Here is a 23,247-nt window from a genome sequence, read left to right as displayed (position 1 = left end):
CGGTGCGCTGCGGCCCATTCTGGTCGCGTTCACACCGGGGACGGAGCCGGCCACGCGTTCTCGACATCACAGGCGAAGAATTTTCTCCCGGCCCCGGTCACCCGGCGCCGCCGTCCGGACGGGCCCTAACCGGTGAGCTCGCTCTCCGCCCGGGCGTAGGTGACGCCGTGGTCCGCGAGGACCTCGGACACCGGGCCCGGGCGGGCGACGAGGGCGAGGACCAGATGGCGGGCCCCGATCTCCTTGTCCTTGCGGCCGAGGGCGATCCGCAGGGACTGCTCGAGGGCGTGCTTGGTCTCCGCCGTGAGCGGACGGTGCGTACGAGGCCCGGGTTCCCGCCGCCCGAACAGCCCCGCGGCCCGGCCCCGGCTCCGGGTGGGGGACGCGCTCAGAGCGCCCTCGCCGTGGGCCTCCTCGACCCGCGCCACGATCTCGGTGAGGTCGATCCCGAGCCCGGCGAGCGCCTCCTCGTCGGCCTTCGACAACCCACCCCGCCGCCGCGCCGCACCCAGCCCGTCCCGCACGGCCGCCCGGTCCACCCCGAGCGGATCGAGCGCCCCCTGCTCCATCAGGGCCAGCAGCAGATGCTCCTCGGTCACCACCGCGGCCTCCGCCTTCGCGGCCTCCACCTGCGCTCCGACCACGGCGGCCCGTGCCGCCGCTGTGAACCTCTCGAACATTCACGACCTCCCGTACTTCTTGTGCACGGCCTGCCGGCTGACGCCCAACTCGGCCGCGATCTCCTGCCAGGACCACCCCTGCGCCCGCGCACTGCGCACCTGCACGGCCTCCAACTGCTCCAACAGCCGCCGCAACGCGGCGACGGCCCGCAGCCCCACCCGGGGATCACGGTCGCCGGCGCGCCCGGCCAGTTCGGTCGCCTCACTCATGATGTCAACTTAGGTTGACGGCTCGCCCATGTCAACCCAAGTTGACGTGGGGCGGGGAACAAACATGCCGGCGCTCGAACATCCGGGCGTACACACCGCCGAGCCCCATCAGCTCGTCGTGGGAACCCGACTCGCGAATCGGCCCTCCGTGAAGACGTAGATCCGGTCGCATTCGACGACGCTCGCCAGCCGGTGGGAGATGAGGACCGTGATCTGGTCGTCCCGCGGGCGCCCGCGCAACACCGCCTCGTAGACGGCGTGTTCGGACGGCGGGTCCATGCTCGCCGTCGGCTCGTCGAGCAGGAGCACCGGCGCGTTCTTGTACGGGCCGCGGGCCACGGCGATCTTGGCCCCCTGTCCGCCGGAGTGTTTCGGTCGCCGCGCGAACCCCGCGAACAGGCGAATGCGCGTTCGTGCCGGATACACCGACCCGTGCGGCTCCGGGCCCGAGGCGGCAGGGCGTGGTGGCCGAAACGCCGATGGCCGTCGGACAGGCCGGGAAGGGGAAGGGAGGACAGGTCTGTGCAGGGCAGTGTCAGGAGGGAGCGTCCAGGGATTCCGCGTCCAGGGATTCCGCGTCCAGGGACTCCGCGTCCCGGTACCGGTCCGCGACCTCGGGGCACGTGACGAAGCCGGCCGACGCGTACGTGGCGACGGCGCCCACGTTGGCGCTCGGCGTGCAGACGAGCGCGCTCGACGAGCCCAGCTCCCGCAGCGCGGCCGCCGCCGCGACACCGATCGCCTCGCCGTAGCCGCGGCGGCGATGGTCCGCGTGCACACCCATCGGTTCGAGCAGCCCGGGCCTGCCCGGCCCGGCCGACCACACGGTGACCACCGCCACGGCCTCGTCCCGCTCGTCGTACGCGACCAGGGAACGGGCATCGGCGTACGGCACCCCCGCCGCCATCCGGTGCCAGCGCTCGTCCGTGAACCGCGACCCGCCGAACGCCGACCGGTGGACGGCGGCGAAGACATGCGCCTCGTCAGGCCCGACCACCTCGACGCGTACGCCCGCCAGGCCCGGAACCCGTACCGGCTCCGTGAGATCGTGACGCAGCGGCGTCCACGGCTCGTCGACGGGCCAGCCGTCCTCGGCCAGCACGTCCTGGAGCAGGGCGGTCCTCGGCGCCTCGATGCTGACCCGGCCCGCGGGCAGGACGCCACGCTCCGGGTCGGCGGCGTCCGCGGCCAGCCGCCGCGCCAGCTCCTCGTCGTGCAGCGCGTCCGGCGCGGTGGTCAGCCGCAGCAGCCCCGGACCGTCGAGGAGCCCGACGGCGAGGATCCGCCCGTCCCGGCTCCAGGTCCTGACCGCCCCGGCGGTCGCCTCCGCGCCCGACTGCCAGAACCAGCCCAGGTCTCCCGGATGCAGTTGCATCGGCGCCCCGTCGTGCTGCCACTCCCGCAGCGCTGCCACGGCCCGGGCCAGTTCGTCAACTCCCGGCGTGCTCAACGTAATCGCCATGCGTACGAGCACAACTCACGGCACCGGTGGACCGCAACCGGATTCACGCGCGCGTGCTCGTGACCACGGGGGCTCACGGGACGGTGGCTCCCGCCCCGAGGGGCAGGAGCCACCGTGTGCCGGCCGGGGCGGGTCACCGGGTGGGGGCCGGTGGTCCCGGTCGGCCGGCACGGTCCGCAGGCGGCCTCACCACCCGCGGACCGTGCCGGGGGTTCAGCAGGCGCCGAGGTCCTGCCAGACGCCCCACTCACCCGTGGTCCCGGGCTCCTCGCCCAGCGTCCACCACTTGGCCTTCCAGGTGTGGCCCTTGTGGGAGACCTGCTGGCCGCCGGTGTAGACGGTGGTCTTCGACCACGGGGCGGCGGTGCACTGGGTGGTCCCGCCGGTGATCGTCAGGGCGTAGGTCGCCGTGTGCGCGGCGGAGGGGCCGGACGCGGTGACGGCGATCTGGTACGTCCCCGACACGGCGGTCGTGCTGGTGGAGAGGGTCAGCGTCGAGGAGCCGCCGGCGGTGACGGAGGCCGGGCTGAAGCTCGCGGTGACGCCGGCCGGGAGGCCGCTCGCGCTGAGGCTCACCGTCTGGGCGGAGCCGGCCGTGACAGCGGTGGAGACGGTGGTGGTGGCGGCAGCGCCCGCCGTCACCGTGCCACTGGCGGGGCCGGTCGTGACGGAGAAGTCGTCGGCCGGCGTCGTGGTCCCGCCGGTGAACGGCGCGAAGATGTGGCTGAAGTCCCAGGTGTTCTGCGCGATGCCGGAGCAGTTGTCGGCCGCGGCGCCGCCGGCGCAGCTCCCGTTGTCGCGCTGGAGCGCCCAGAAGGACAGGGTGTTGATGCCCTTGCCGACCGCCCAGTCGTACACGGTGCGGGCGTTGGCCAGGGTGAAGGTCTCGGCCGGACCGAAGTCGTCGACGCCGATCATCTCGGTGATGCCGACCATGCCCCAGAGCTGCGCGGCGGTCTTGGCCGGGTAGAGCTTGGCGAGCTGGTTGTAGAGACCCTGGGCCGCGGTCTGGGTGTCCTTGGCCATGTCGTGGGCGGCGTTGTCGTAGTAGTCGAAGGTCATCAGGTTGACGATGTCGACCCGCGCGCCGTTGCTGACGGCGTTCTTCAGGACGGCCAGCCCGCTGGAGGCGAGGCCCGTGGTCGTGGTCGGGAGGGTGTACGAGATCTCCAGCTTGCGGCCGGAGGCGGCGGCCCGGTCCTGGAGGACCTTGATGGCCTTGTTGCGGCGGTCGATGCCGGCGCTGTTGTCGAGGGAGTCGACCTCGATGTCCATGTCGAGGCGCGTCACGTCGTAGGTCGTGAGGACCTTCTCGTACGCGTCGGCGATCTGGCCGACGTCGGTGCAGCTGTCGGCGATCTCGGTGCCGGTGGTGTCGGCGGTGTAGCCGCCGAAGGACGGGATCACGTCCCCGCCGCGGTCCTGCATCGTCGTGATGTCGGCGCCGAAGGTGGCGGCGGAGACGGGCATGCTCGTGTCGCCGTTCCAGTACGGCGTGCACGAGCCCTTCGTGGCGGTCTGGAGGAACGCCATGGTCAGGTGCTTGGCGCCCGACTGGGCGGACAGCGCGGCGGGGCTCTCGCCGGTCCACGCCTCGAAGTAGGGGGCGAAGACCCGGTTCGGCAGCGGCGTCGCCGCCTGGGCGGTGCCGGCGCCGAGCGCGGTGAGGCCGGCCGCGGCTACAGCGGTGGTGACGGCGGCGACGATCGCGCGCAGGGAGCGCATGCGTCTCATGTCAGTCAGTCCCAAGGTGTGTGAGGGGTCGGGAGGCACCCCTCCTGGGGAGAGCGCGGAGCAGAGCGAGGCGGCGGTGCGGAGGGGTGCCGGCTACCGGGATAGCGGTGGCCGAGGAACCGGGTCAATGGTCTGGACCAAGAGTGGACTAGACCGGTCGAGGGTGGCATCCCATGTTTCCCCAGTCCATCCGGACGGCTTATGGACTAGACCAACTGCCGGGATTTTTACCACCCTTGACCCACCGTCAGGGCGCTGGACCGCGCGCCGCCGAGCCCTCAGTAGCCCCCGAACCCGCCGCAGCTGAAACCCCCGCCGTGACCGCCGGTGAACCCGCCCGTCCCGCCCGTGGCGGTACCGCCGCTCGGGTTGCCGCGGGGAGTGGCGCGCGGCGCCGGTGGCGCCGTGAAGGTGCGATGGTCCTCGTGGAACACTTCCCGCCACCAGCTGCCGAAGTCGACCTCCTCCAGCTCGCGCTCCGTCGCGGCGACCGCCGCCTCGTCCCACACGAGCCCTACCGGGCCTTGTGCCTTGAGCTCCTGACGGAGCGTCGCCAGATCGAGCGGCGGAGCCGCCGAGCCGTCGGCGCCCGCCACATCGTGCCGGAAGATGTGCGCGGTCCGCGTCGCGCCGTCATCGCCGGTCGCCCACCGCCAGCCCCACACCGCCCGCTCGGCCAGCGCGGCCCTCCGCGCGTACGCCTCCGCCGCCCGCCGCGCCTCCTCGCGGGCCCGTTCGGCGGCCCGCTCCCGCTCCGTCCGCAGGGCGAGCCGGATCTCGGCGCCGACCGGCTCGTACGCCTCCGCCGCCTCGCGCAGCACCTGTTCGTACCGCTGCAACGCCGCTTCCCACTCCCGCAACGCCCGGCGGGCGAGCCGGGGACGCCACCGGGGAACGGCCATCGCCCGGCGGCGTACGTCCGGCAGTTCGGCGCTGACGCCGTCGACCGCGGTGGCGTACGCGAGCGCCGCGTCGACCCAGCGGCGGCACGCCTCCGCCGTGCACGGCACCAGCTGTCCGGACGCGTCACGCGGCCCCGGAGTCCACACCAGGAAGAACGAGGCCGCCCGTTGCCCGCCGAAGAGCCGCTCGGGCCAGTGCTCGTAGACCCGGACCCGGCCGTCGCGCGGAGTCACCGGCTCGCGGTCCGACTGACGACGACGCGATTCCCAGTAGTGGGCGATGAGGTACGGCAGCACGACCCGGTTCATAGGTTCCACCCGCTTCCCGTTCCTGCCAGGGTGCCCGCGCTGCCGGGGTGAGGCAATGCCCCGCACGGCCAACTCGCCGCACTCGGGCTCGGACTGCCCGAGGACGCCGGTGACCTTCCCCGGCGCCATCCCTGGCGGAGAACCGGTTCAGCGTTCGGAGTCCTCTGCGCGGGCGTCCGAGGCTGACGGCACGGGGGTGGCAGCCGACAACAGCGCGGCAAACACGAGGGGAGCGGCCGTCTGGTACCCGATCCACACCTCGCCCCCGGCGCTGCCGTCCCGCCATGTCATCAGCAAGCCGGCAAGCGCCGTCAGCACCCAGCCGGTGTCGTACCCGACCATGAGCCACACGTAGGCGCGGAGCGGGCGGCTGTGCACCAACGTGATCTCGATCCCGCCACCGATCAGCAGGGCGACTCCGGAGACGCCCATCAACCAGGCGGACACGCCCAGCAGATCGCCGAGCCGGGAAGCGCCGATCAAGTAGGCGGCGCCGAGCAGCACCTTGAAGACGCCGTCGGCGATGATCCCCGCCGAACGACGCGTCGCTGACGGTGTCACAGCCTGTGCCTGCGTCATGAGCGTTCCCCCTGGTGCCTGTCCTGGTCCCGTAACTTCGTTACTAGGATAATGGAGTTATGAGAATGACGAGAGCGGAGACCAAGGAACGCAACCGCCGCGCCCTGCTGGATGCCGCCTTCCATGTCGTCTCCCGGGATGGGCACCGCGCCAGGCTCGACGAGATCGCCGAGCAAGCCGGCCTGACGACCGGCGCTGTCTACTCACTGTTCGGCAGCAAGGGCGGCCTGGTGGCGGCCTTGGTCACCGATTACCTGCGGCCGCACTATGAAGAGATCGAGCAGGCGATTCCCGCAGAAACGGACCTCCTGGAAGCGGTGGAGGCCTTCGCCCGGTACTACCGGCGCAGCTGTGACGGCCCGGCCGCGACCTCTGCCCTGGCGTTGCAGATCACCCTGCTGGACATGGCCCTGCACGATCCCGAGCTCGGTTCCCGGCTCGCCGCGTCCGTACGGACGCAGGAGAGGCACCTGATCGCGTTGTTCACCGGCAGATCGCACAACGGGAAGGCCGTGACGTCGCATCAGGCGCAACGCCTGGTCACCGCGCTCAGGGCCCTGTTCGTCGGGCTCACCCAGGGTGTCATCCTCGGCCTCGCCCCTGGCGCCGACGAGCAGTACTTCGCCGACGTCGCCTGCGCCCTGGCGTCCAACGCGTGCCTCATCGACCAGGAAGCCGACGCCCCTGCGTGATTCAGCCGCGTTGGTTCAGGGCTCTGGCCGGGCGATGGCCGAGGGGCTGATTCTGAAACCTCTTGTGGAGCATGCGCGCCGCCGGTGGGGCGATGCGGCAGGCCGGCACGCCCTGCACCAGCCCAGAGCGCCACGGGCCCCCGCGGCGCGTCCCCAGCGCTCCCGGGCCGCCCCGGACATGCTCACGCCTGCGGCACCTTCCTGGCGGGGCCCGCACCGGAGACATGGCCTCCCTGGAGAGGCTCCTGGCGGAAGCCGCCGTATCCGCGTGCCGAGGCGCACCGCTCGCGTCGCGTGACGGCGTCAGGCCCGCGGCGATGCGGGTGCCGCGGGCGGTACGGGCTGCGTGGGCTGGGCGGCGACGGCGACCGGGCGTTCGAAGAAGGTCTCGAGGACGACCGTCGCCTGTGTCCCGCTCACCCCGTCGATCGCGTAGATCCGCCGCAGTACGTCCTGGAGCTGCTCCGTCGTCGCCGTCCGCACCTTGACGAGCACCGTCGCGCTGCCCGCGATGACGTGCGCCTCCAGGATCTCCGGCAGTGCCGCGAAGTCCGCGGCGGAGTCGCCCATCCAGGCGCTGGAGTCGACCATCACGTACGCGAGGACGCCGCCGCCCACCACGGCCGGATCCACCTCCACCGTCGTACGGCGGATGACCCCGCGCTCGCGGAGCTTGCGCACGCGCTCGTGCGCCGCGCCGGCGGACAGGCCGGCCGCCCGGCCCAGTGCGGCGTAGGACTGGGTGGCGTCCCGCTGGAGCTCCGCCAGCAGGACCCGGTCGATGTGATCCACAGCTCTCCATTCGGCATGACCTTGCCAAGACCATATCTCATCCTCCAATCTTCTCATCGAGCCAAAGAAGGTTCGGTCGACATGGCATGGAGGGGAACCATGACCGGCAAAGGCCCTGGCCTGTACGAGATGTTCGACGAACGGTTCCGCACCGGGCGGTGCATGAACGGGGACGCGGACCTGGAAGTCCTCCACACCGGCTGCCGCTGGGCGGAAGGCCCCGTCTACGTCCCGGCCTGGCGCCAGGTGGTCTGGAGCGACATCCCGAACGACCGGATGCTGCGCTGGGACGAGGAGACCGGCGCGGTCGGCGTCTTCCGCCGCTCCGCCGGGCACACCAACGGCAACACCCTCGACCGCCAGGGCCGGCTCATCACCTGCGAACAGGGCAACCGCCGGGTGACCCGCACCGAACACGACGGCACCGTCACGGTCCTCGCGGACCGCTGGCAGGGCAAGCGCCTGAACAGCCCCAACGACGTCACCGTGAAGTCCGACGGCTCGATCTGGTTCTCCGACCCGGACTTCGGCATCACCAGCGACTACGAGGGCCACCGCGCCGACAGCGAGATCGGCGCGAACAACGTCTACCGCGTCGACCCCGCCACCGGCGAAGTACGCCTGGTCGCCGACTCCTTCGGCGCACCGAACGGCCTCGTCTTCTCGGCCGACGAGCGACAGCTCTACGTCTCCGACACCCGCGCCGGACACGTCCGGGTCTTCGACGTACGCGACGACGGCACCCTCTCCGACGGCAAGGTCTTCGCCGACGCCGCCGGCCGCCCGGACGCCCGCTTCGACAACCTGCGCTTCGACGACGGCGGCCGCCTGTGGGTGGCGGCGATGGGCGACGGCGTGCACTGCTACGACCCCGACGGCACCCTGATCGGCCGGCTCGTCGTCCCCGAGACGGTCGCCAACATCGCCTGGGGCGGAGCCAAGCGCAACCGCCTGTTCATCGCCGCCGAGACCAGCCTCTACTCCGCGGTCATGGCCGTCACCGGCACCCACCCGACCGGCCCAGGACACCGCCGCTGGGTGGAGCGCCCTGTTTGAAGCCGCCCCGCCCTCGCCAGCCTGTGAGGGAGGACGCCCGCAGGGGCGCGGGCGTGGAGGTGGTCAGGCCGTGAGGAACGAACTCCCCGGGACCGAGCAGCCGTTGAGCTGGTGTCCGGCGACACTGAACAGAGACGACTGGCTGATTCCCGCACCGGACGGACCGCTGGAAGACGGCCTGGCCGACACGGTGAACGCCCGCCTCTGGCAGGGGACGGGCTTCGTCGTGCTCCGGGGCCTCGACCTCGACTGCCTCAACGACCGGCAGTGCGCCGAGCGGTGCGCACACCTCGCCGGCCAGGTGTGCGCCCCCGCCGGACCCCGTCTCCAGCGCTCCGCCCACGAACTCCTCACGGCGAGCACGGCCCCCGCCCTCCCACGGCGCCCGCCGGACCCGGGCTCCCCGCCCCCGCCCACGCCCAGCGGCGACGAGCACCTCCTGCTCCCGCACATGGACCGCGGCGAAGCGCCCGAGCCGCCCAGGCTTCTGGCCCTCCTCTGCATCCGCCCGGCGGCCGAGGGCGGCGAGTCCCTCCTGGCCAGCGGCCCGGCCCTGCACGACCGCCTCGCCGCCGAACACCCGGAAGCCCTGCGCGAACTCCACCAGGACTTCTCCTTCGGCCGCGGCCCCGGCTTCGACCGCGTCCGCCCGGTCTTCCGCCACGACGGCCCGGCCCTGCGGGTCCACTACAACCGCTACTGGATCGACCAGGGCCAGGCCGAGACGGGCCGCCCCTTCACGCCGGGACGGCGCACCGCCCTGCGCGCGATGGAGACGCTGCTCCACGACCCCGCCCTGGTGATGACCCTCCCGCTGCGCCGAGGAGACCTCCTCCTCGTGAACAACTCCGCGGTCCTGCACGGCAGAACGCCGTTCGAGGACCGGGGCGGGCCGGGAACCAGTCGCTGCTACGCGCGCGTCTGGGCGGGCTGAGGGGCGAGTGGCGAAGGGATGATCACAAGTCCCTGGCCGGTGCCGCGGCCGTGCGGCACGATGGGCGGGGACGGCATACTCGGGGGGAGTCGTGATGGGCAGGTTCAGGCAGGCACGGCCGCGGCCGGTCGGCGTGTCGGACGTTCAACGGCGGGTGCGTCGCAGCCCGTTGCTCTTCACCGCGCCGATCGTGATGCTCGTCCTGCTCACACTCGTGCTCGGCTGGGAGATCGTCCGCGGCAACATGCCGGCGGAGGCACGCACCGAGTGGCCGTGGCGGCTCCAACTGCTCGACATGGAGCCGCTGGGCAGCCTGCTCGCGGTCGCGGCCGGTGCGGTCCTCGCCCGGGCCCAGTACGCCCGAACCGTACGCCCGCACCTCGGCTGGCGAGCCGACTGGACGTCCGGACATCTGCGCGGCGGAGTGCCCGAGTGGCAGGTCGGGCTGCTCAACGGCGGATCGCACACGGTGGTCGTCGAGGAGTACGCGTGCCGGGTCGTGCTCCGGGGCACGGAACCGCGGGACCCGGCCGCCCCGTGGACGGACGTCCAGGGAGCGGCGGCGGTGCTGACCGGGGCCGGTCTCACGGTGGGGGAGGACTTCCAGCTGGTCTCCATGGGGAACTTCCCGCTGGTGGGCACGGGCAGCTATGAGACGACGATGCTCGGAGCCTTCTCCCAGCGCTTCGTCGACGAGGTCGAAGCCCTGTACCTCCAGGTCCGGGTGGTCGATGTCGTCGGCGACAGCCACGAGCGGATCCTCGACGCACTCAAGGGCGCCCGGTCGACCGCGTACCAGCGTCAGGCCCCCTGACCGTCCAGCCGGCGCAGCACCTCGGGCAGCGCGTACTGGGCGGCGAAATGCCCGGCACCGGGTACGAGGACGGGCTCGGCGCCGGGGATGGCGCCGGCCAGCCAGCGCGTGTGCGCCACCGGGGAGAACGCGTCGTCGAGGCCGTGCCACAGCAGCACGGGCACGCCGATGGCGGACACGTCGAAGCCCCACGGGCGCACGAAGGCCAGGCAGTCGTCGAGCCACCCGTGGTGCGAGACCGCCAGTGCCTCGCGATAGGTGCGCAGGAGCACCGCGCGGACCCGCGGGTCGTCGACGACCGGCAGGTCGTACGGGGAGAGTTCGGCGCGCAGGTCCTCGATCAGCCGGACCGGGTCCCGGCCGATGACGGCAGCGCGGGCGGCGAGATCCCGGTCGAGCCCGCCGGGGTCGCGCCCGTCCAGGTGGGCGCGGGCCATCCCGTACTCGCGCACGTTGAATTCGGTCATCCCCGCGTACCAGTCCAGACCGGCCGCGTCCGGCGGGGCGAGCCCGACGAGGACGGCGGCCGCCCGGACCCGCCCGGGCAGCAGGGCCGCGCAGGCGAGCGCGTGCGGCCCGCCCCCGGAGCGCCCGACCACGGTGAAGCGGTCCACGCCGAAGGCGTCGGCGACCGCGGCCGCGTCCCGGGCGGCGTCGGCGACCCGGCGGCCGGAGTGCCGGGTGGAGTGGCCGTAGCCGGGGCGGTCGTAGGCGAGGAACCGCACGCCGGGATGCTGCTCGGCGACCCCCGGCAGCGCGGTCCCCAGGCGGGTGCCGGGCGTCCCGTGGAGGAGCAGCACCGGCATCCCCGCCGGATTCCCCCATTCCTCGGCCACGAGAAGACGCCCGTCGTCAGTGCGCACCGTCTTTCGCATGGGGCGAGCGTAGGGGCTGCCGCGGCCGGGGTCTCCCCGCCGTCCCCAGGGACCCTCCCGAGGACCACGGGACCCGTCCCGGCCACCACGGGACCCGTCCCGAGGACTACGCGGGATCGACGGGGACGGAGAGGCTTCCGGCGAGGGTGGTGAGCGCCGCGCCGAGGGGGAGTGCGAGACGGGTGCGGGCGTGCCGGTCGCCGCGGGTCGGATCCTGATTGATGATCAGGACGGTCTTTCCAGCGTCGGCGGCCTGCCGCACGAACCGCAGCCCGGACATCACCGTCAGCGACGACCCGAGCACCAGCAGGGACGCGGCCTCGCGGACGAGGGAGCGGCAGTGCTCGACCCGCCGCGGCGGCACGTTCTCCCCGAAGAACACCACATCCGGCTTGAGAACCCCGCCGCAGACGGTGCAGGGCACGACACGGAAGTCCGCGACCTGCTCGTCGGTGAGATCGGCGTCCCCGTCCGGGTTCAGCCCGGCCGGCACCGGCGCGAAGCCCGGATTGGCCTCCTCGAGGCGTGCGGCGAGCTCCCGGCGCGCACTGAGCGCCCCGCACGACAGACAGACGACCCGGCGCAGGCTGCCGTGCAGTTCCACGACACCCTCACTGCCGGCGGCCTGGTGCAGGTGGTCGACGTTCTGGGTGATCACCCCCGACACCAGCCCGTGCCGCTCGAAGGCGGCGACGGCACGGTGCCCGGCGTTGGGCAGGGCGCGGCCGAAGGTCCGCCAGCCGAGATGGCTGCGCGCCCAGTACCTGCGCCGCGCCCGCGCGCTGCCGGTGAAGTCCTGGTACGTCATCGGGGTGTGCCGGCTCAGGCTCCCGCCCTCGCCCCGGTAGTCGGGAATCCCCGACTCGGTGGAGATCCCCGCCCCGCTGAGCACCACGACGCCACCCGCCCGCAGCACGTCGGCCACCGGCGCGAGGTCCGTGGTGGCCGGCGGAAGGTCCTCGGTGGGCGTCCAGCTCAGGGTGGGGCGCGTACGCATGCGGCCAGGGTACGAGACGGGCCGTCCCGGCGCGCTGCACCGGGACGGCCGGGCGTACCGACCGGAATCAGTTCATGATCAGCAGACGCGTGTTCGGGACGAGCTTGCGGTTGACGCTGGTGCTCTGGACGAAGATCGTGTACTCGTCGTTGTGGTCCGGCTTGATACGGACCTCCGTGTCGGGCAGGCCGAGCAGGGTGCGGGCCTCGGGTCCGGTGTAGACGCGGTCGGTGCTCTTCTCCAGGACCGCGATCTGCTTGCGCGCCTGGACCTTCTCCGGCTTGCTCAGCTGGTAGTAGGCGCCGCCGGTGCGGTAGGTGTGCCCGCTCTCGACGACCCACTCCTTGATCGCCGCGTCGCGGGCCACCGCGACCAGCTGGTACGCCGACGGGTCGACCGGCGTGAGGCCGGCGGCCTTGATGGTGTCCTTGTTGACCGCCTCCGCGCCGGTGGAGAACACCGCCCGGGTGCCGCGGATGCCCTTGGTGCGGCCCACCATGAACTTCTCGGTGGCCTCCTGGATGACCTGCCCGGCCTCTTCCAGGCCCTGCGTGCTGGTGGCGTCCCAGATCGCGATGTTGTCCTTCGGGAACCCGCACTGCGTGGCCTCCCGCTTGCCCATCTGGTCCGGCACGAGGACGGCCAGCGTCCAGTTGTCCTCCTGCCGCTCGATCATCTCGGCCACCGCCGCGACCAGCGCGCGCGGGTTCCTCACCGGGGCGTCCGGGCTGCGGTGGCTCGCGTTCTCCTGCCCGTCGGTGAGGATGAACGTCAGGAAGCTGTGGTCGCCGTAGAGCTGGGCGGTCTGGGCCAGTTCCCGCTGCGACTTGAGCGCGGCCGCGAGCAGCGCCGTCATCCCGCCCGCCCGGTAGAGCTGCTTCAGCGACGGCATCCGCAGCACGTCCTTGTCGTAGATGACGCACTCCACCTTGTCGGCGAAGACGTACACCGTGACGCGGGTCTCCTGGTCGAGCTCCCGGGACCGGCGCGCGAGGTAGGAGATCTGCTGGTCGGCGACCTCGACGACCTTGCGGCTCAGGTGCGACATGGACGAGCTGGCGTCCAGGACGAGAGCGACGTGGTTGATGTAGTTCTGGTTCTTGGGCATGACGGTGTTTCCCCCTCTGTCCGACTGGATGCTCCTACTCTTTCAGCCGCCACTGACAATCGATCTTGACCGCCGGACCGGTGCGCGCGGTGCTCGGCCAGGGCTCCGCCATCGACGGAGAGTCGTGTGACGCAGGTCACAATCATGGGCTGTCACGTTCTCCGGGGGGCGCTTGTCCCATGGGCGTCACCGGCACCGAGACCGGTGCGCGAACAGGGGAGACAGAGATGACCGGCAACCACCGCATCGTCGTTCTCGGCGCCGGCTACACGGGCATGTTCACCGCCGTCCGCCTCGCCCACCGCACCCGCCGCACCGGAGTCGAGATCACCCTCGTCAACCCCTCGGGCCGGTTCGTCGAGCGGCTGCGACTGCACCAGATCGCCGCCGGGCAGGAGCTGGCCCACCACCGGATCTCCGACATGCTCGACGGCACCGGCGTCACCTTCGTCCAGGGCGCCGCCACGGCCATCGACCCCGAGGCCCGGCGGATCACCGTCGACGGGAAGGACTCGCTCGCGTACGACACCCTCGTGTACGCGCTCGGCAGTTCGACCGACACCGGCCAGGTCCCGGGCGTCGACGCCCACGCGCACGCCCTCGACAGCCCGGAGGTCGCGGCACGTTTCGCCGCACGGCTCACCGAGGTCGCCGCGGCCGGCGGCACCGTCACCGTCTGCGGCGGCGGCCTGACCGGCATCGAGGCGGCCGCGGAGATCGCCGAGGCCCACCCGGGGCTGAAGGTGACCCTGGTCAGCACGGAGGAACCCGGATCCATGATGGGCGACAAGGCCCGCGCCTACCTGCACGGTGCGCTGGACCGCCTCGGCGTCACCCGCGAGACCGGCACCCGCGTCGCCAAGGTGCTGCCCGGCTCCGTCGAGCTCGCCGACGGGCGGACCCTGCGCAGCGACGCCTGCCTGTGGACCGCCGGCGTCAGGGTGTCGCCGCTGGCCGCCGACGCCGGGATCGCCACCGACGCCCACGGCCTGATCCTGACCGACGCCACGCTGCGGTCGGTGTCGCACCCGCAGATCCACGCCGTCGGCGACGCCGCCGCCGTCCGCCTCGCCTACGGACAGCTCCACGGCTCCTGCCAGAGCGGGCTGCCGACCGCCCAGTACACCGCCGACACGATCGCCCGCCTGGTCCGCGGCAGGTCCGTGAAGCCGTTCCGCTTCGGATACTTCCACCAGCCGGTCAGCCTCGGCCGCCGCGACGCCGTCATCCAGTTCACCCGCGCCGACTTCACCCCGGTCCGCGCGCGCCTCACCGGACGCAGCGCCGTGATGTACAAGGAAATGGTCAGCAGCAGCCCGATCATGACGTACCGCTACAGCAAGCGCATGAACCTCACCACCATCGTCTCCAAGGGCGGCCGCGCCACCCGCACGCCCGCGGCATGAACGGCACGCGCAACGCCGGCGCCGACACCGCGGTCCGGGCCTTGCCGCCCGGGCCGCGGCGTTGGGAGCATGATCCGGTGATCGACACTCGCACGGGGCAGGACCCGTACCTCGAGCACCGCAGGCTGCTGTTCGCCACCGCCTACCGCATGCTGGGCAGCGTCACCGACGCGGAGGACGTCCTGCAGGACGCCTGGCTGAAGTGGAGCACCGTCGACCGCGGAACGGTCGATCACCCCAAGGCGTACCTGGTCCGAACGGTCACCAATCTCTCCCTGAACCGCCTCACGTCCGCGCGGGCCACCCGCGAGACCTACGTCGGCCCGTGGCTCCCCGAACCCCTGCTGACGTCCCCGGACATCGCCTCGGAGGCCGAAGTGGCCGACAGCGTCTCGACCGCCATGCTGGTGGTCCTGGAAACCCTCAGCCCCGTCGAGCGCGCCGTCTTCCTGCTCCGGGAGGTCTTCGGCTACTCGCACGCCGAGATCGCCGAGACCCTCGAACGCCCCGAGGCGACGATCCGCCAGATCGCCCACCGTGCCCGCGCCCACGTCCAGGCCCGCCGCCCGCGCTTCGACGACGACCCCGACCGCCGCCGCCGGATCACCGAGCGGTTCCTGGCGGCCTGCTCGGGCGGCGACCTCAACGCCATGATGGAACTCCTCGCCCCCGACGTGACCGCCTGGTCCGACGGCGGCGGCAAGGTCACCGCCGCCCGCCGGCCGCTGTACGGCATCGACCACGTGGCGCGCTGGCTCGTGGGCTTCCTGGCCAAGCCCGACCTGGCCGGCCTGAGCCTGGAACCGGCCGTCATCAACGGCGAACTCGGCGTCCTGGCCACCCTGGGCGGCCACACGATCGGAGCCCTCACCTTCGACATCGCCGACGACCGCCTGCACCACCTGCGCTTCCAGGTGAACCCGGACAAGCTGGGGGGTCTGACCCCGGACAACGGCCTGACCACGCCCTGACGATGGACGTCACATGGGCGTGTTCAGCGGGACCGTGACCTGCTTCATCCACGCGCCCGCCGCGCAGTCGCGGGCCGCGATCCTGACCCGGTCCCGGTACACCGAGACCTGGAGGCCCTGGTTGAAGGTGCCCGGGACGGTCACCTCGCCGTCCTTGCCGTCGTCCGTGAAACCGGTCTGGATCGCGCCGGTGTTGAGGACGCCCTGCGGCGACGCGCCCAGTACCCGAGCCGGTCCTCCAGCCAGGCGAACTGCATGTCGCTGATGACGTTGAACGTGGCCACCGGGGCGGTCCTGGCGCCCGCGCGCACCTGCGCGGCGACGAGCATCCCCGCCGCTCCGGCGGCGGCTGTGCTGGCGAGAAGGGATCGGCGATCCACGGGACTTCCCTTCGCAGGCTGAGGCCGGCCTCCGGGCGGGGCGGGGAACCCGGCTGAGACCTCATTTGGTCTAGACCCGTTATGTGTACGAGGCCGACCCCACCCGCATCGCGCGGCGTGTGACCGCCCGTGAACACTCCCCGGGGACCCGGCCGTTCGCCGTGCGGACATGCGCCGCGTACGTCCAAGGCGGGATGGCGCTCCGGCCCTTCACGCGCCACCGCGCCCACCGGACGGCCGGGACGGCCCCGGTGGACGCGGCAACAGCCAGGCCGTGTCCCGAAAGCCCCCCAGGGGCTTCGCCTGGGACGGAATGCCAGCGGCGAAGCCAGGGGGAGTGCCCCGGAAGGGCAGGTGGCCCTGGGGAAGCCCCAGGCGCCAGACGCCGTGAGCCCTGCCCCAGGGGCAAACGGCGCTACTCTTCCGGACGCGGCTCAGGACCAGGACGCGGCCACCAACGCCCGTTCCGCCGCCGCCAGATGGACCGCGGAGGCGAGCCAGGCCCGGGCATAGGCGTCGGCCGAGGCCTCGGTCAGACGGCCGAAGGCGTCGCGGGGGCGGCGGCCCGCCTCCGACGCCAGGGCCTGCGCGAGGTGCGCCGCTCCGGCGAGCCCCGCCCGGGTCAGCCGGGCGGTGAGCGAGGCCGCGTCCGTCCCGCGGCCCGCCTCGGCCACGGCACGGCGGCCGCCCGCGACGCCCGTCTCCAGCAGACGCCGAACCCGCCACAGGGGCGCGTCCGCCAGTGGGTCGGGCCCCGCGGGCACCGGACCGGAGGCCGCGGCTCCCGCCGTCTCGCGGGGGAAGTGCTCGCCCTGGAGCCGGTCGTAGCCCAGATCGGCGCGGCCCTTCCAGCCCTCCGGCAGCCGCAGCGTGTCCGACGCGCCCGGCACCGGCCCGACCGCCAGCGGCCGCAGCGTCGCCGCCCGGTCCAGGTCGGGACGGCCGAGGACACGCAGGACGAGCCCCGGATGCCCGGCGATCCGGCGCAGGTTGGCGGCGTGCGGGAGCTCGGGGTGGGGGTGCGCGGGGCGGAGCCGCAGCAGAGGGCCCTCCCCGGCGACCCGGACGACGACACAGTCGCCGGCCGCCCCGATCACCTCGACGTCACAGCCCAGCAGCCCGGGCGCGGCACCCTCGGTGAGTACTGCGGCCATCGCCTCCCGAACCGGCCGGGCGAAGAGGGCGGCGACCGGCTCCTCGGACCAGTCCACCCCGCGCAGCGGTGTCGCGCTGACACCGCGCCCGGCCCCGAGCCGCCCGTCCGCGGAGACGGTCGCGCCGACGATCCGCAGACCTCCGCGCGCAAGCCCGGCGTGGTCGAGGACGCCGCCGCCGAGCGCCACGGACGCGGAGCCCGCGCCCTTCACCCGGGCGAGACCGCCGGGACGCACGTCGGACGCCGTGTAGCCGGCGCCGTCCGGACCGACCAGGTGGGTGGTCACACCCCCGTACCCGGTCGCGGACAGCACCGGCTCCCGGCACAGGCCGTACACCCGCAGGCTGCCGCCCTGCTCGTACACCCGGCGCGCCGAGCCCGCAGCAGCCGTGTCGGCCGAACCGGAGGCGAGCAGCGCGGCTCCGGCAAGCAGCTCACGGAAGGCCTCCGCGAGGTCGCCGAGGCGCTGCCCCTCGCTGCGCTCCCGGGCGGCTCTCAGGCCCCGTACGACACGCAGCGCGGCGGCCTCGGCCCGCGGCAGACCGGCAAGGCGTGCGGTGTGGGCGGCCCGCAGCAGCTCGGCCTGCACCACGGCACCACCCGCGGTGACACCGGCGGACAGGGCCTCGGCGGCGGCGTCCCACAGCGCGGTGGCGGCGCGGACCTGGGCGGGGGTGAGGGCGGCCGGAGCGGGCGCGAGAGCCTCGGCGTGCGGCCCGGACCCGGGGTCCGCCACGTCGCCCCCGCCGGCGGCGGGTGCGCTCTCGCCGGGCCTGGTACCCGCGCCCGCGTCCGTATCGAGGCCCGCGCCCGCGTCCGCGCCGGAGTCCGTACCCGAGTCGGCGGCCTCGCCCGTACCCGAGTCGTCACCCCCGCCCCCGCCGGTCTCGCCGTCCGAGAGCGGGGCCGCGCCCAGGACCGCCGCGCGGTGCAGGCAGCGCGGAGCCAACAGGCAGGTGCACACGGCCTGTTCCGCGTGCGTGACCGCGCCGGACGGCCCCGGACGCAGCGTGACCGTGGCGTCCTCGCCGAAACGGACCTCGACCGACCCGTCGGCCGCGGCGGCGGCCTGGCCGGCGCAGCCCGCGATCGCCGCGTCGAGCTTCTTGCGCAGGCGTGCGCTGAGCTGTTCCACGGCGTCGGCGAGGACGTCCGGGGCGACGGGAGGCAGGAGTTCGGTGCTCAACGGGGTTCTCCACGGAGGCGGTCGCCCACCCAGCGGGCGAGGGCGAGCGGGCTGAGGGCGGCCACCGGCATACCGGCCGCGACGAGTTGGCGCGCGACCGGCACCGAGTAGCGCGGCGTGCCGGTGTCGTCGAGTGCCGCGCAGCCCAGCAGGTGGGCGCCGGAGGCGGCCAGGGCACGCACCTCGCCGAGCAGCCCGCCGAGCGGTGCGCCCTCCTCGAAGTCGCTGACCACCACGACGAGCGTGCGGCTCGGCACGGTGATCAGCGAACGCGCGTGCGCGAGTCCGGCCGCGATGTGCGTACCGCCGCCGACCCGGACTTCCAGGAGCAGCGACAGCGGATCCTCGACCCGGTCGGTCAGGTCGATCACCTGCGTGGAGAAGGCCAGGAAGTGCGTGGACAGGGTCGGCACCCCGCCCAGGACCGCGGCCGTCAGCGCCGACCAGATCACCGAGGCCTCCATCGAGCCGGAGACGTCGACGACGAGGATCAGGCGCCAGTCCGCCTCCTTGCTCACCCGCGTGCTGAACATCGGGCGCTCCGGTACGACGACGAGCCGGCCGTCCTCGGTGCGCCGGGTGTGGGCGAGGTTGGCCCGCAGGGTACGGGCGAGGTCGAGGCGCCCGCCGGGGCGCCGGGTGGGGCGTGGGGTGGCCAGTCCGGAGAGCGCCGGGCGCAGGCGGGTGGCCAGCTCGCGGGCGAGCTCGTCGACGAGCCGCTTCACCAGCGGGCGCAGCCGGGCGAGTTGGGCCTCGGGCATCCCGCCGGCCAGGGACAGCACCGAACCGAGCAGCTCCACCGACGGGCGTACCGATGCCGGATCGAGCTGCGCGAGCACGTCGGTGCGTCCCGCGTCGGCGGCCTCCGCGAGAACCTCCTCGCGTACGTCGGCGCCGAAGAGGGACTCCAGCTCCGCCGCCCACTCCCGGGCGGTGGGGAACGACGGGTCCTGCCCGCCACCCTGAGCGGGCGCGCCGCCGTCCAGGTCCTGGGCTCCCTCGCCGTGCCCGCGGCCGTACAGCTCGTCCAGGGCGTGGGCGTAACGGCGCGCGTCGCCGGTCAGCCGTTCCTTGTGGCGGCCGAGCAGCAGCCGCCAGCGGTCGGCACGGCCGAGCCGCCGGTCCGCGTCGTCCGTTCCTGCGGCGAGGCTGTCGACCTCGGGCCCGTCGGCCGTCTCCGCACCCGTCCCCGTGCCCGTCCCCGCACCCATGCCCGCGTCGGCGCCCGGCAGGCCCAGGGCCTTCAGCGCGGCCGATCCGGCCGCGTCGGCCGCCGCCCACAGGGCGAGCAGCTCGGGCGGGGCGTCGAGCGACAGGTCGAGCCGGTCGCCGAGGCGTTCCGTCACGGTGGTGAGCAGCCGGTCGCGCGCGGCCGGGGCCAGCGTGTCGAAGCCGCCGCGCAGGGCCGGGAGCCGGTCGAGGAACTCCTGGTCGGCCAGCGTGTCGACCCGGTCCATGAGCGGGGCGAGCGCGTCCGGTGACGCCTGGAGCAGAGGTCCGGCGGCCGTGAGCAGTCCGGCGAGGCGCTTCGTCAGCGCCCGGCGCGTGTCGGGCGCCGTGGCCCCGTCGATCCAGCCGGCCGTGCGCTCGCCGAGACCGGCCGCGTCGTCCAGGTCGAGCAGGACGCGTACGGCGAGGGCGGCGCCCTGGACGAGCGGGGAGCCCTCGGCGGCCAGCTCGGCGAGGGACCGGTCGAGCCGGAGGCCGAGGTGACGCGCGGCCGTCCGGTCCGCCAGCGCGACCAGTGCTCCGGCGTCGGCGAGGCTGTCGCTCCCGGCGAGGCCGGGCAGGGACCGTACGGCGGCCTCCAGAAGCTCCTCCGCGAGCGCTCCGGCCGTGGCGCGGGCGTCCTGCGTCGTGCCGGGGTAGTGGCCGCGCCGCAGTCCCTCCAACAGGTCCAGGGCCTGGAGCAGTTCGGGCAGGTCGGCGCTGTCGGGCAGCATCGCGGAGGCCTCGTACAGCCGCGCGTCGACCAGTTCGGGCAGGTCGCAGCGTGCGGCGGCGGTCAGCCCCGTCAGGATCTGGTCCGGGGTGGGGCCACCCTCGGCGGCCTCGCGGTGCGCGGTCGCCGCGAGCGTGCCGGTGGCGGCCTGGGCCGCGGTGACCCCGCGCACTCCCGCGAGATCGAGACGCGCGGGCACGGACGGCGTCCAGGTCACACGCCACTTGGTGCCGAGCGCGGTGCCGTCGCCCGTGCTCGCCACGGCGAGGGGTTCGCCGTACGAGGCGCCGATCACGAGCAGACGCTGGAGCAGCACCTCGCGGCGGCCGTCCAGGTGCGAACGGAGCGGGTCGAGGCGCAGGTCACGGCTTTCAGGCTCGTCCGGGCGGGGCAGCCGCAGTTCCGCGAGCTCGGCCTCGACCGAGGGGCCGAGACCGGACCGGGGCGCGTGCGGGCTGATCCGGCCGCGCGCCGTACCGACGAACACGGCCTCCAGCGCACGGGCCAGGGCCCGGCCCCGGCCGAGGAGTTCGCCCTGGCCCAGGACGGTGGTGACGGCCTCCAGGACCTCGCCGCGCCCGGGGGCCGGCAGCCCACGCAGTGCGGCCAGGTCACAGGCCAGACGCAGGGTCTCGGCGGCCTCACCCGTTCCCGCGGTGTGGCCCGCCCGTCGCATCTCCCGGCACAGCCCGGTCACCGCGTCGGACGCCGCCACCCGGATCCGCTCCGGATCGCCGCCCGCGGCGAGCACGGCCTGCTGCCACAACGGGTCGCGGATCCCGGCCGGGTAGCCGGAGCGGGAGTCGAGCAGATCGAAGGAGTACGGCACGAGCGAGGTGACCACGGCCCCCTCGGCCCCGGCGGGCGTGCCCGCCCCGATGCCGCCGGAGACGGGCGGCTCGTCGGCCGGTCCCGCCTGGGCGGAGTCGGGCGTCGTGGCTTCGCCCCCTGCTGCTGAATCCGCACCCGCGGTCATGCCCGGGGCCGCCCCGGAAGCCGTGTCCGAAGCCGTGTCCGCCCCCGCTCCTTCCGCCGTCCCCGTCTCGGCCGACGTGAGGAGCGCCGGTGCATGGAAGGCGCCGATCACGGCGGCCACCCGGTGTCCGTCCGCCGAGGCGGAGGCGATCACCTGCCGCATCCGCACCTCCCGTGCCAGGTCGGTGGCGGGTACGGCGGCGTCCGTGCGCAGGGCCCAGCCCACGCCGAGTGCCGCCCGGCGCACCGCGTCCGGGGTGCACCCCGGAGCCAGCACCTCCACCGCGCGGTCCCACAGGTCGTCACCGTCGCGCCCGGTTCCGGCGGCGGCGAGCGCCCCGGCGTACGAGCGGCGCCCGCGCGCCGTCCCGGCGCCGGGAACATCGGCCGCACCCGCACCCGCACCCGCGGTGCTCTCAGCCCCCGCCCCCGCCGACGCGTCGGCGTCCGGACGCACCTCCCCGCCCCCGTCCGGCCCGGGCACCGGCCCGCGGTCTCCCGCCGACCACCCCGGGTCGCCGAGGGGAAGGTCGCAGCACACGACCTCCACCCCGTGGGCCCTGGCCCAGCGGACCGCGGCGAGTTCCGGCGAGAAGTCGGCGAACGGGTAGAACGACAGGCGTCCGTCCTCGCCCGCACCGGCCAGGGCGACCGGGGCGACGGTCTCCGGGTCCGCCAGGTGCTCGAGCCACGGCTGGAAGTCGGCCGGGAGCTCGACACAGACCACCTCGGCCCGCGCCTCGTCCAGCAGGGCGGGCACCACCGCGGCGAGGGCCGGACTGTGGTGGCGCACGCCCAGCAGGTACGGCGCGCGCGACGCGGCCAGCGCGTCCACGGCCGCTCGTGGATCGACGGTCGTCAACGCAGGCTCCCGCGCAGGTCCCAGAGCCGGCGCCACATCGCCGAGCCGGTCTCGGCGCGGCGGCGCACCGGGCCGTCCCAGTAGCCGAGCAGCCGCGCGTGGTCGGCCGGGTCGTCCTTGCGGACCACGCCGAGCAGATGGCCCGGCAGCAGGTCGAGCACGTCGCCGCCCGGCAGATAGGCGGCCGCGACGCCCAGCGACGCCGCCACCTGCACGGCCTCGGCCGTGGACATGACGGTGCCCGGCCGCTCCACGTCCCAGCCCTCGGTGGAGCGGCCGGAGCGCAGATCGCGGAAGACGGTGACGAGGGCGTCGAGGACCGCGTCGTCGACGGCGAAGGCCGCGCCCGCCCGCTGTACGGCGGCGACGGCCTGGCGGCGGATCAGGACCGCCTCGGCGTCGGCGTCGGCGATCGGGTCGACGGTCTCGAAGTTGAAGCGGCGCTTGAGCGCGGCGGACATCTCGGAGACGCCCCGGTCGCGCAGGTTGGCGGTGGCGATCACAGTGAAGCCGGGCGCGGCGCGGACGACCGCGTCCTCGGTGGCGGTCAGCTCGGGCACGCTGATCCGGCGGTCCGACAGGATGGAGACGAGAGCGTCCTGGACCTCGGGCAGACAGCGGGTGATCTCCTCGACCCGCACCACCCGCCCAGCGCGCATGGCGGCGAGGACGGGGGAGTCCACCAGGGCCTGCGGGGTGGGGCCCTGGGCGAGCAGCAGGGCGTAGTTCCAGCCGTAGCGGAACGCGTCCTCGGTGGTGCCGGCCGTGCCCTGCACGGTCAGGGCGCTGGTCCCGCTGACGGCGGCCGCCAGCAGCTCCGACAGCATCGACTTGGCCGTACCGGGCTCGCCGGTGAGCAGTAGTCCGCGCTCTCCGGCGAGGGTGACCACACAGCGTTCGACCAGCGCGCGTTCGCCGACGAACTTCGGGGCGATCACCAGCTTCGACGGCAGCCCGGCGCGGCGCCCGGGCAGGGCCAGCTCCACGCCGTCGCTGCCGCAGACGAACGTGACGACCGCGCGCGGGGTCAGCGCCCAGCCGGGCGGGCGCGGGCCGGGGTCCTGGGCGGCGAGGAAGGCGAGCTCGGCGGCGTGGCGCTCCTCGGCCGGCATGCCCTGCCGGACGGGGGCGGTCTGTTCGGTGACGGTCATCCGGATTTCCTTCGTGATGTTCATCGTGGTTCGACGTGCCCGTGCGTGCGGGCCTGTTGACGTACGAGGACGGG

The 23,247-nt window shown here is 73.8% G+C and carries 21 protein-coding genes; 6 read left to right on the top strand and 15 right to left on the bottom strand.

What is annotated here, in order from left to right:
• Positions 1–125: 125 nt before the first annotated feature.
• The 7 genes from AB0C73_RS22830 to AB0C73_RS22800 all read right to left on the bottom strand — a co-directional run bounded on the left by AB0C73_RS22830 (position 126) and on the right by AB0C73_RS22800 (position 5,876).
• Positions 126–680 (bottom strand): Clp protease N-terminal domain-containing protein, encoded by a 555-nt coding sequence (locus AB0C73_RS22830; protein WP_362533027.1) that lies wholly within the window; start codon positions 678–680, stop codon positions 126–128.
• On the bottom strand, positions 681–890 hold the full coding sequence (locus tag AB0C73_RS22825) for a helix-turn-helix domain-containing protein (protein ID WP_362533024.1): 210 nt from the start codon (positions 888–890) through the stop codon (positions 681–683). It lies immediately after the preceding gene.
• Positions 891–998: 108 nt separating this feature from the next.
• Positions 999–1,229: a hypothetical protein gene (locus AB0C73_RS22820; RefSeq protein ID WP_362533021.1), complete on the bottom strand. Its 231-nt coding sequence runs from the start codon at positions 1,227–1,229 to the stop codon at positions 999–1,001.
• Between the two features lie 196 nt (positions 1,230–1,425).
• Positions 1,426–2,352, bottom strand: coding sequence for a GNAT family N-acetyltransferase (locus AB0C73_RS22815; protein ID WP_362533019.1), 927 nt, complete (start codon positions 2,350–2,352; stop codon positions 1,426–1,428).
• 213 nt (positions 2,353–2,565) lie between these two features.
• A complete protein-coding gene (locus AB0C73_RS22810; protein WP_362533016.1) occupies positions 2,566–4,086 on the bottom strand; it encodes a chitinase in 1,521 nt (506 codons plus the stop codon).
• Positions 4,087–4,364: 278 nt separating this feature from the next.
• On the bottom strand, positions 4,365–5,306 hold the full coding sequence (locus AB0C73_RS22805; protein ID WP_362533013.1) for a hypothetical protein: 942 nt from the start codon (positions 5,304–5,306) through the stop codon (positions 4,365–4,367).
• A 138-nt stretch (positions 5,307–5,444) separates the two neighbouring features.
• Positions 5,445–5,876: a hypothetical protein gene (locus tag AB0C73_RS22800; RefSeq protein ID WP_362533011.1), complete on the bottom strand. Its 432-nt coding sequence runs from the start codon at positions 5,874–5,876 to the stop codon at positions 5,445–5,447.
• A 65-nt stretch (positions 5,877–5,941) separates the two neighbouring features.
• Here AB0C73_RS22800 and AB0C73_RS22795 point away from each other — a divergent pair, with 65 nt between their 5' ends.
• On the top strand, positions 5,942–6,568 hold the full coding sequence (locus AB0C73_RS22795; protein WP_362533009.1) for a TetR/AcrR family transcriptional regulator: 627 nt from the start codon (positions 5,942–5,944) through the stop codon (positions 6,566–6,568).
• 303 nt (positions 6,569–6,871) lie between these two features.
• On the opposite strand, the gene AB0C73_RS22790 is transcribed toward AB0C73_RS22795, so the two are convergent.
• On the bottom strand, positions 6,872–7,360 hold the full coding sequence (locus AB0C73_RS22790; RefSeq protein WP_362533007.1) for an Lrp/AsnC family transcriptional regulator: 489 nt from the start codon (positions 7,358–7,360) through the stop codon (positions 6,872–6,874).
• Positions 7,361–7,459: 99 nt separating this feature from the next.
• Here AB0C73_RS22790 and AB0C73_RS22785 point away from each other — a divergent pair, with 99 nt between their 5' ends.
• The 3 genes from AB0C73_RS22785 (at position 7,460) to AB0C73_RS22775 (ending at position 10,164) form a co-directional block, all read left to right on the top strand.
• Positions 7,460–8,416, top strand: coding sequence for an SMP-30/gluconolactonase/LRE family protein (locus AB0C73_RS22785; protein ID WP_362533005.1), 957 nt, complete (start codon positions 7,460–7,462; stop codon positions 8,414–8,416).
• Positions 8,417–8,486: 70 nt separating this feature from the next.
• Positions 8,487–9,350, top strand: coding sequence for a TauD/TfdA family dioxygenase (locus AB0C73_RS22780; RefSeq protein WP_362533003.1), 864 nt, complete (start codon positions 8,487–8,489; stop codon positions 9,348–9,350).
• Positions 9,351–9,504: 154 nt separating this feature from the next.
• Positions 9,505–10,164: a hypothetical protein gene (locus tag AB0C73_RS22775; RefSeq protein ID WP_362533001.1), complete on the top strand. Its 660-nt coding sequence runs from the start codon at positions 9,505–9,507 to the stop codon at positions 10,162–10,164.
• Here AB0C73_RS22775 and AB0C73_RS22770 read toward each other — a convergent pair.
• From AB0C73_RS22770 to AB0C73_RS22760, 3 genes are all read right to left on the bottom strand, one after another.
• A complete protein-coding gene (locus tag AB0C73_RS22770; RefSeq protein WP_362532999.1) occupies positions 10,152–11,039 on the bottom strand; it encodes an alpha/beta hydrolase in 888 nt (295 codons plus the stop codon). The genes AB0C73_RS22775 and AB0C73_RS22770 overlap by 13 nt on opposite strands.
• A gap of 106 nt (positions 11,040–11,145) precedes the next feature.
• Positions 11,146–12,036 carry an NAD-dependent protein deacetylase gene (locus AB0C73_RS22765; protein WP_362532996.1) on the bottom strand — a complete coding sequence of 297 codons (891 nt, stop codon included), beginning with the start codon at positions 12,034–12,036 and terminating at the stop codon, positions 11,146–11,148.
• A 67-nt stretch (positions 12,037–12,103) separates the two neighbouring features.
• Entirely contained in the window at positions 12,104–13,144 is a 1,041-nt protein-coding gene (locus AB0C73_RS22760; protein WP_362532994.1) for a vWA domain-containing protein, read from the bottom strand.
• 227 nt (positions 13,145–13,371) lie between these two features.
• Here AB0C73_RS22760 and AB0C73_RS22755 point away from each other — a divergent pair, with 227 nt between their 5' ends.
• Together AB0C73_RS22755 and AB0C73_RS22750 are read left to right on the top strand one after the other, a co-directional pair.
• A complete protein-coding gene (locus AB0C73_RS22755) occupies positions 13,372–14,550 on the top strand; it encodes an FAD-dependent oxidoreductase (RefSeq protein ID WP_362532992.1) in 1,179 nt (392 codons plus the stop codon).
• Between the two features lie 77 nt (positions 14,551–14,627).
• Complete coding sequence (locus tag AB0C73_RS22750) at positions 14,628–15,521, top strand: RNA polymerase sigma-70 factor (RefSeq protein ID WP_362532990.1); 894 nt, start codon at positions 14,628–14,630, stop codon at positions 15,519–15,521.
• Positions 15,522–15,530: 9 nt separating this feature from the next.
• On the opposite strand, the gene AB0C73_RS22745 is transcribed toward AB0C73_RS22750, so the two are convergent.
• The 4 genes from AB0C73_RS22745 to AB0C73_RS22730 form a co-directional block, all read right to left on the bottom strand.
• Positions 15,531–15,665, bottom strand: coding sequence for a hypothetical protein (locus tag AB0C73_RS22745; protein ID WP_362532988.1), 135 nt, complete (start codon positions 15,663–15,665; stop codon positions 15,531–15,533).
• 670 nt (positions 15,666–16,335) lie between these two features.
• Positions 16,336–18,243, bottom strand: coding sequence for a hypothetical protein (locus AB0C73_RS22740; protein ID WP_362532987.1), 1,908 nt, complete (start codon positions 18,241–18,243; stop codon positions 16,336–16,338).
• Positions 18,240–22,022 (bottom strand): DUF5682 family protein, encoded by a 3,783-nt coding sequence (locus tag AB0C73_RS22735; RefSeq protein WP_362532985.1) that lies wholly within the window; start codon positions 22,020–22,022, stop codon positions 18,240–18,242. The genes AB0C73_RS22740 and AB0C73_RS22735 overlap by 4 nt, the downstream gene beginning before the upstream one ends.
• On the bottom strand, positions 22,019–23,173 hold the full coding sequence (locus AB0C73_RS22730; protein ID WP_362532983.1) for an AAA family ATPase: 1,155 nt from the start codon (positions 23,171–23,173) through the stop codon (positions 22,019–22,021). Before AB0C73_RS22730 ends, AB0C73_RS22735 begins: the two co-directional genes overlap by 4 nt.
• Positions 23,174–23,247 lie beyond the last annotated feature (74 nt).

It is taken from the genome of Streptomyces sp. NPDC048623 (assembly GCF_040650755.1).
GTDB lineage: Bacteria > Actinomycetota > Actinomycetes > Streptomycetales > Streptomycetaceae > Streptomyces.
This window is presented reverse-complemented; position numbering and strand designations above follow the sequence as displayed.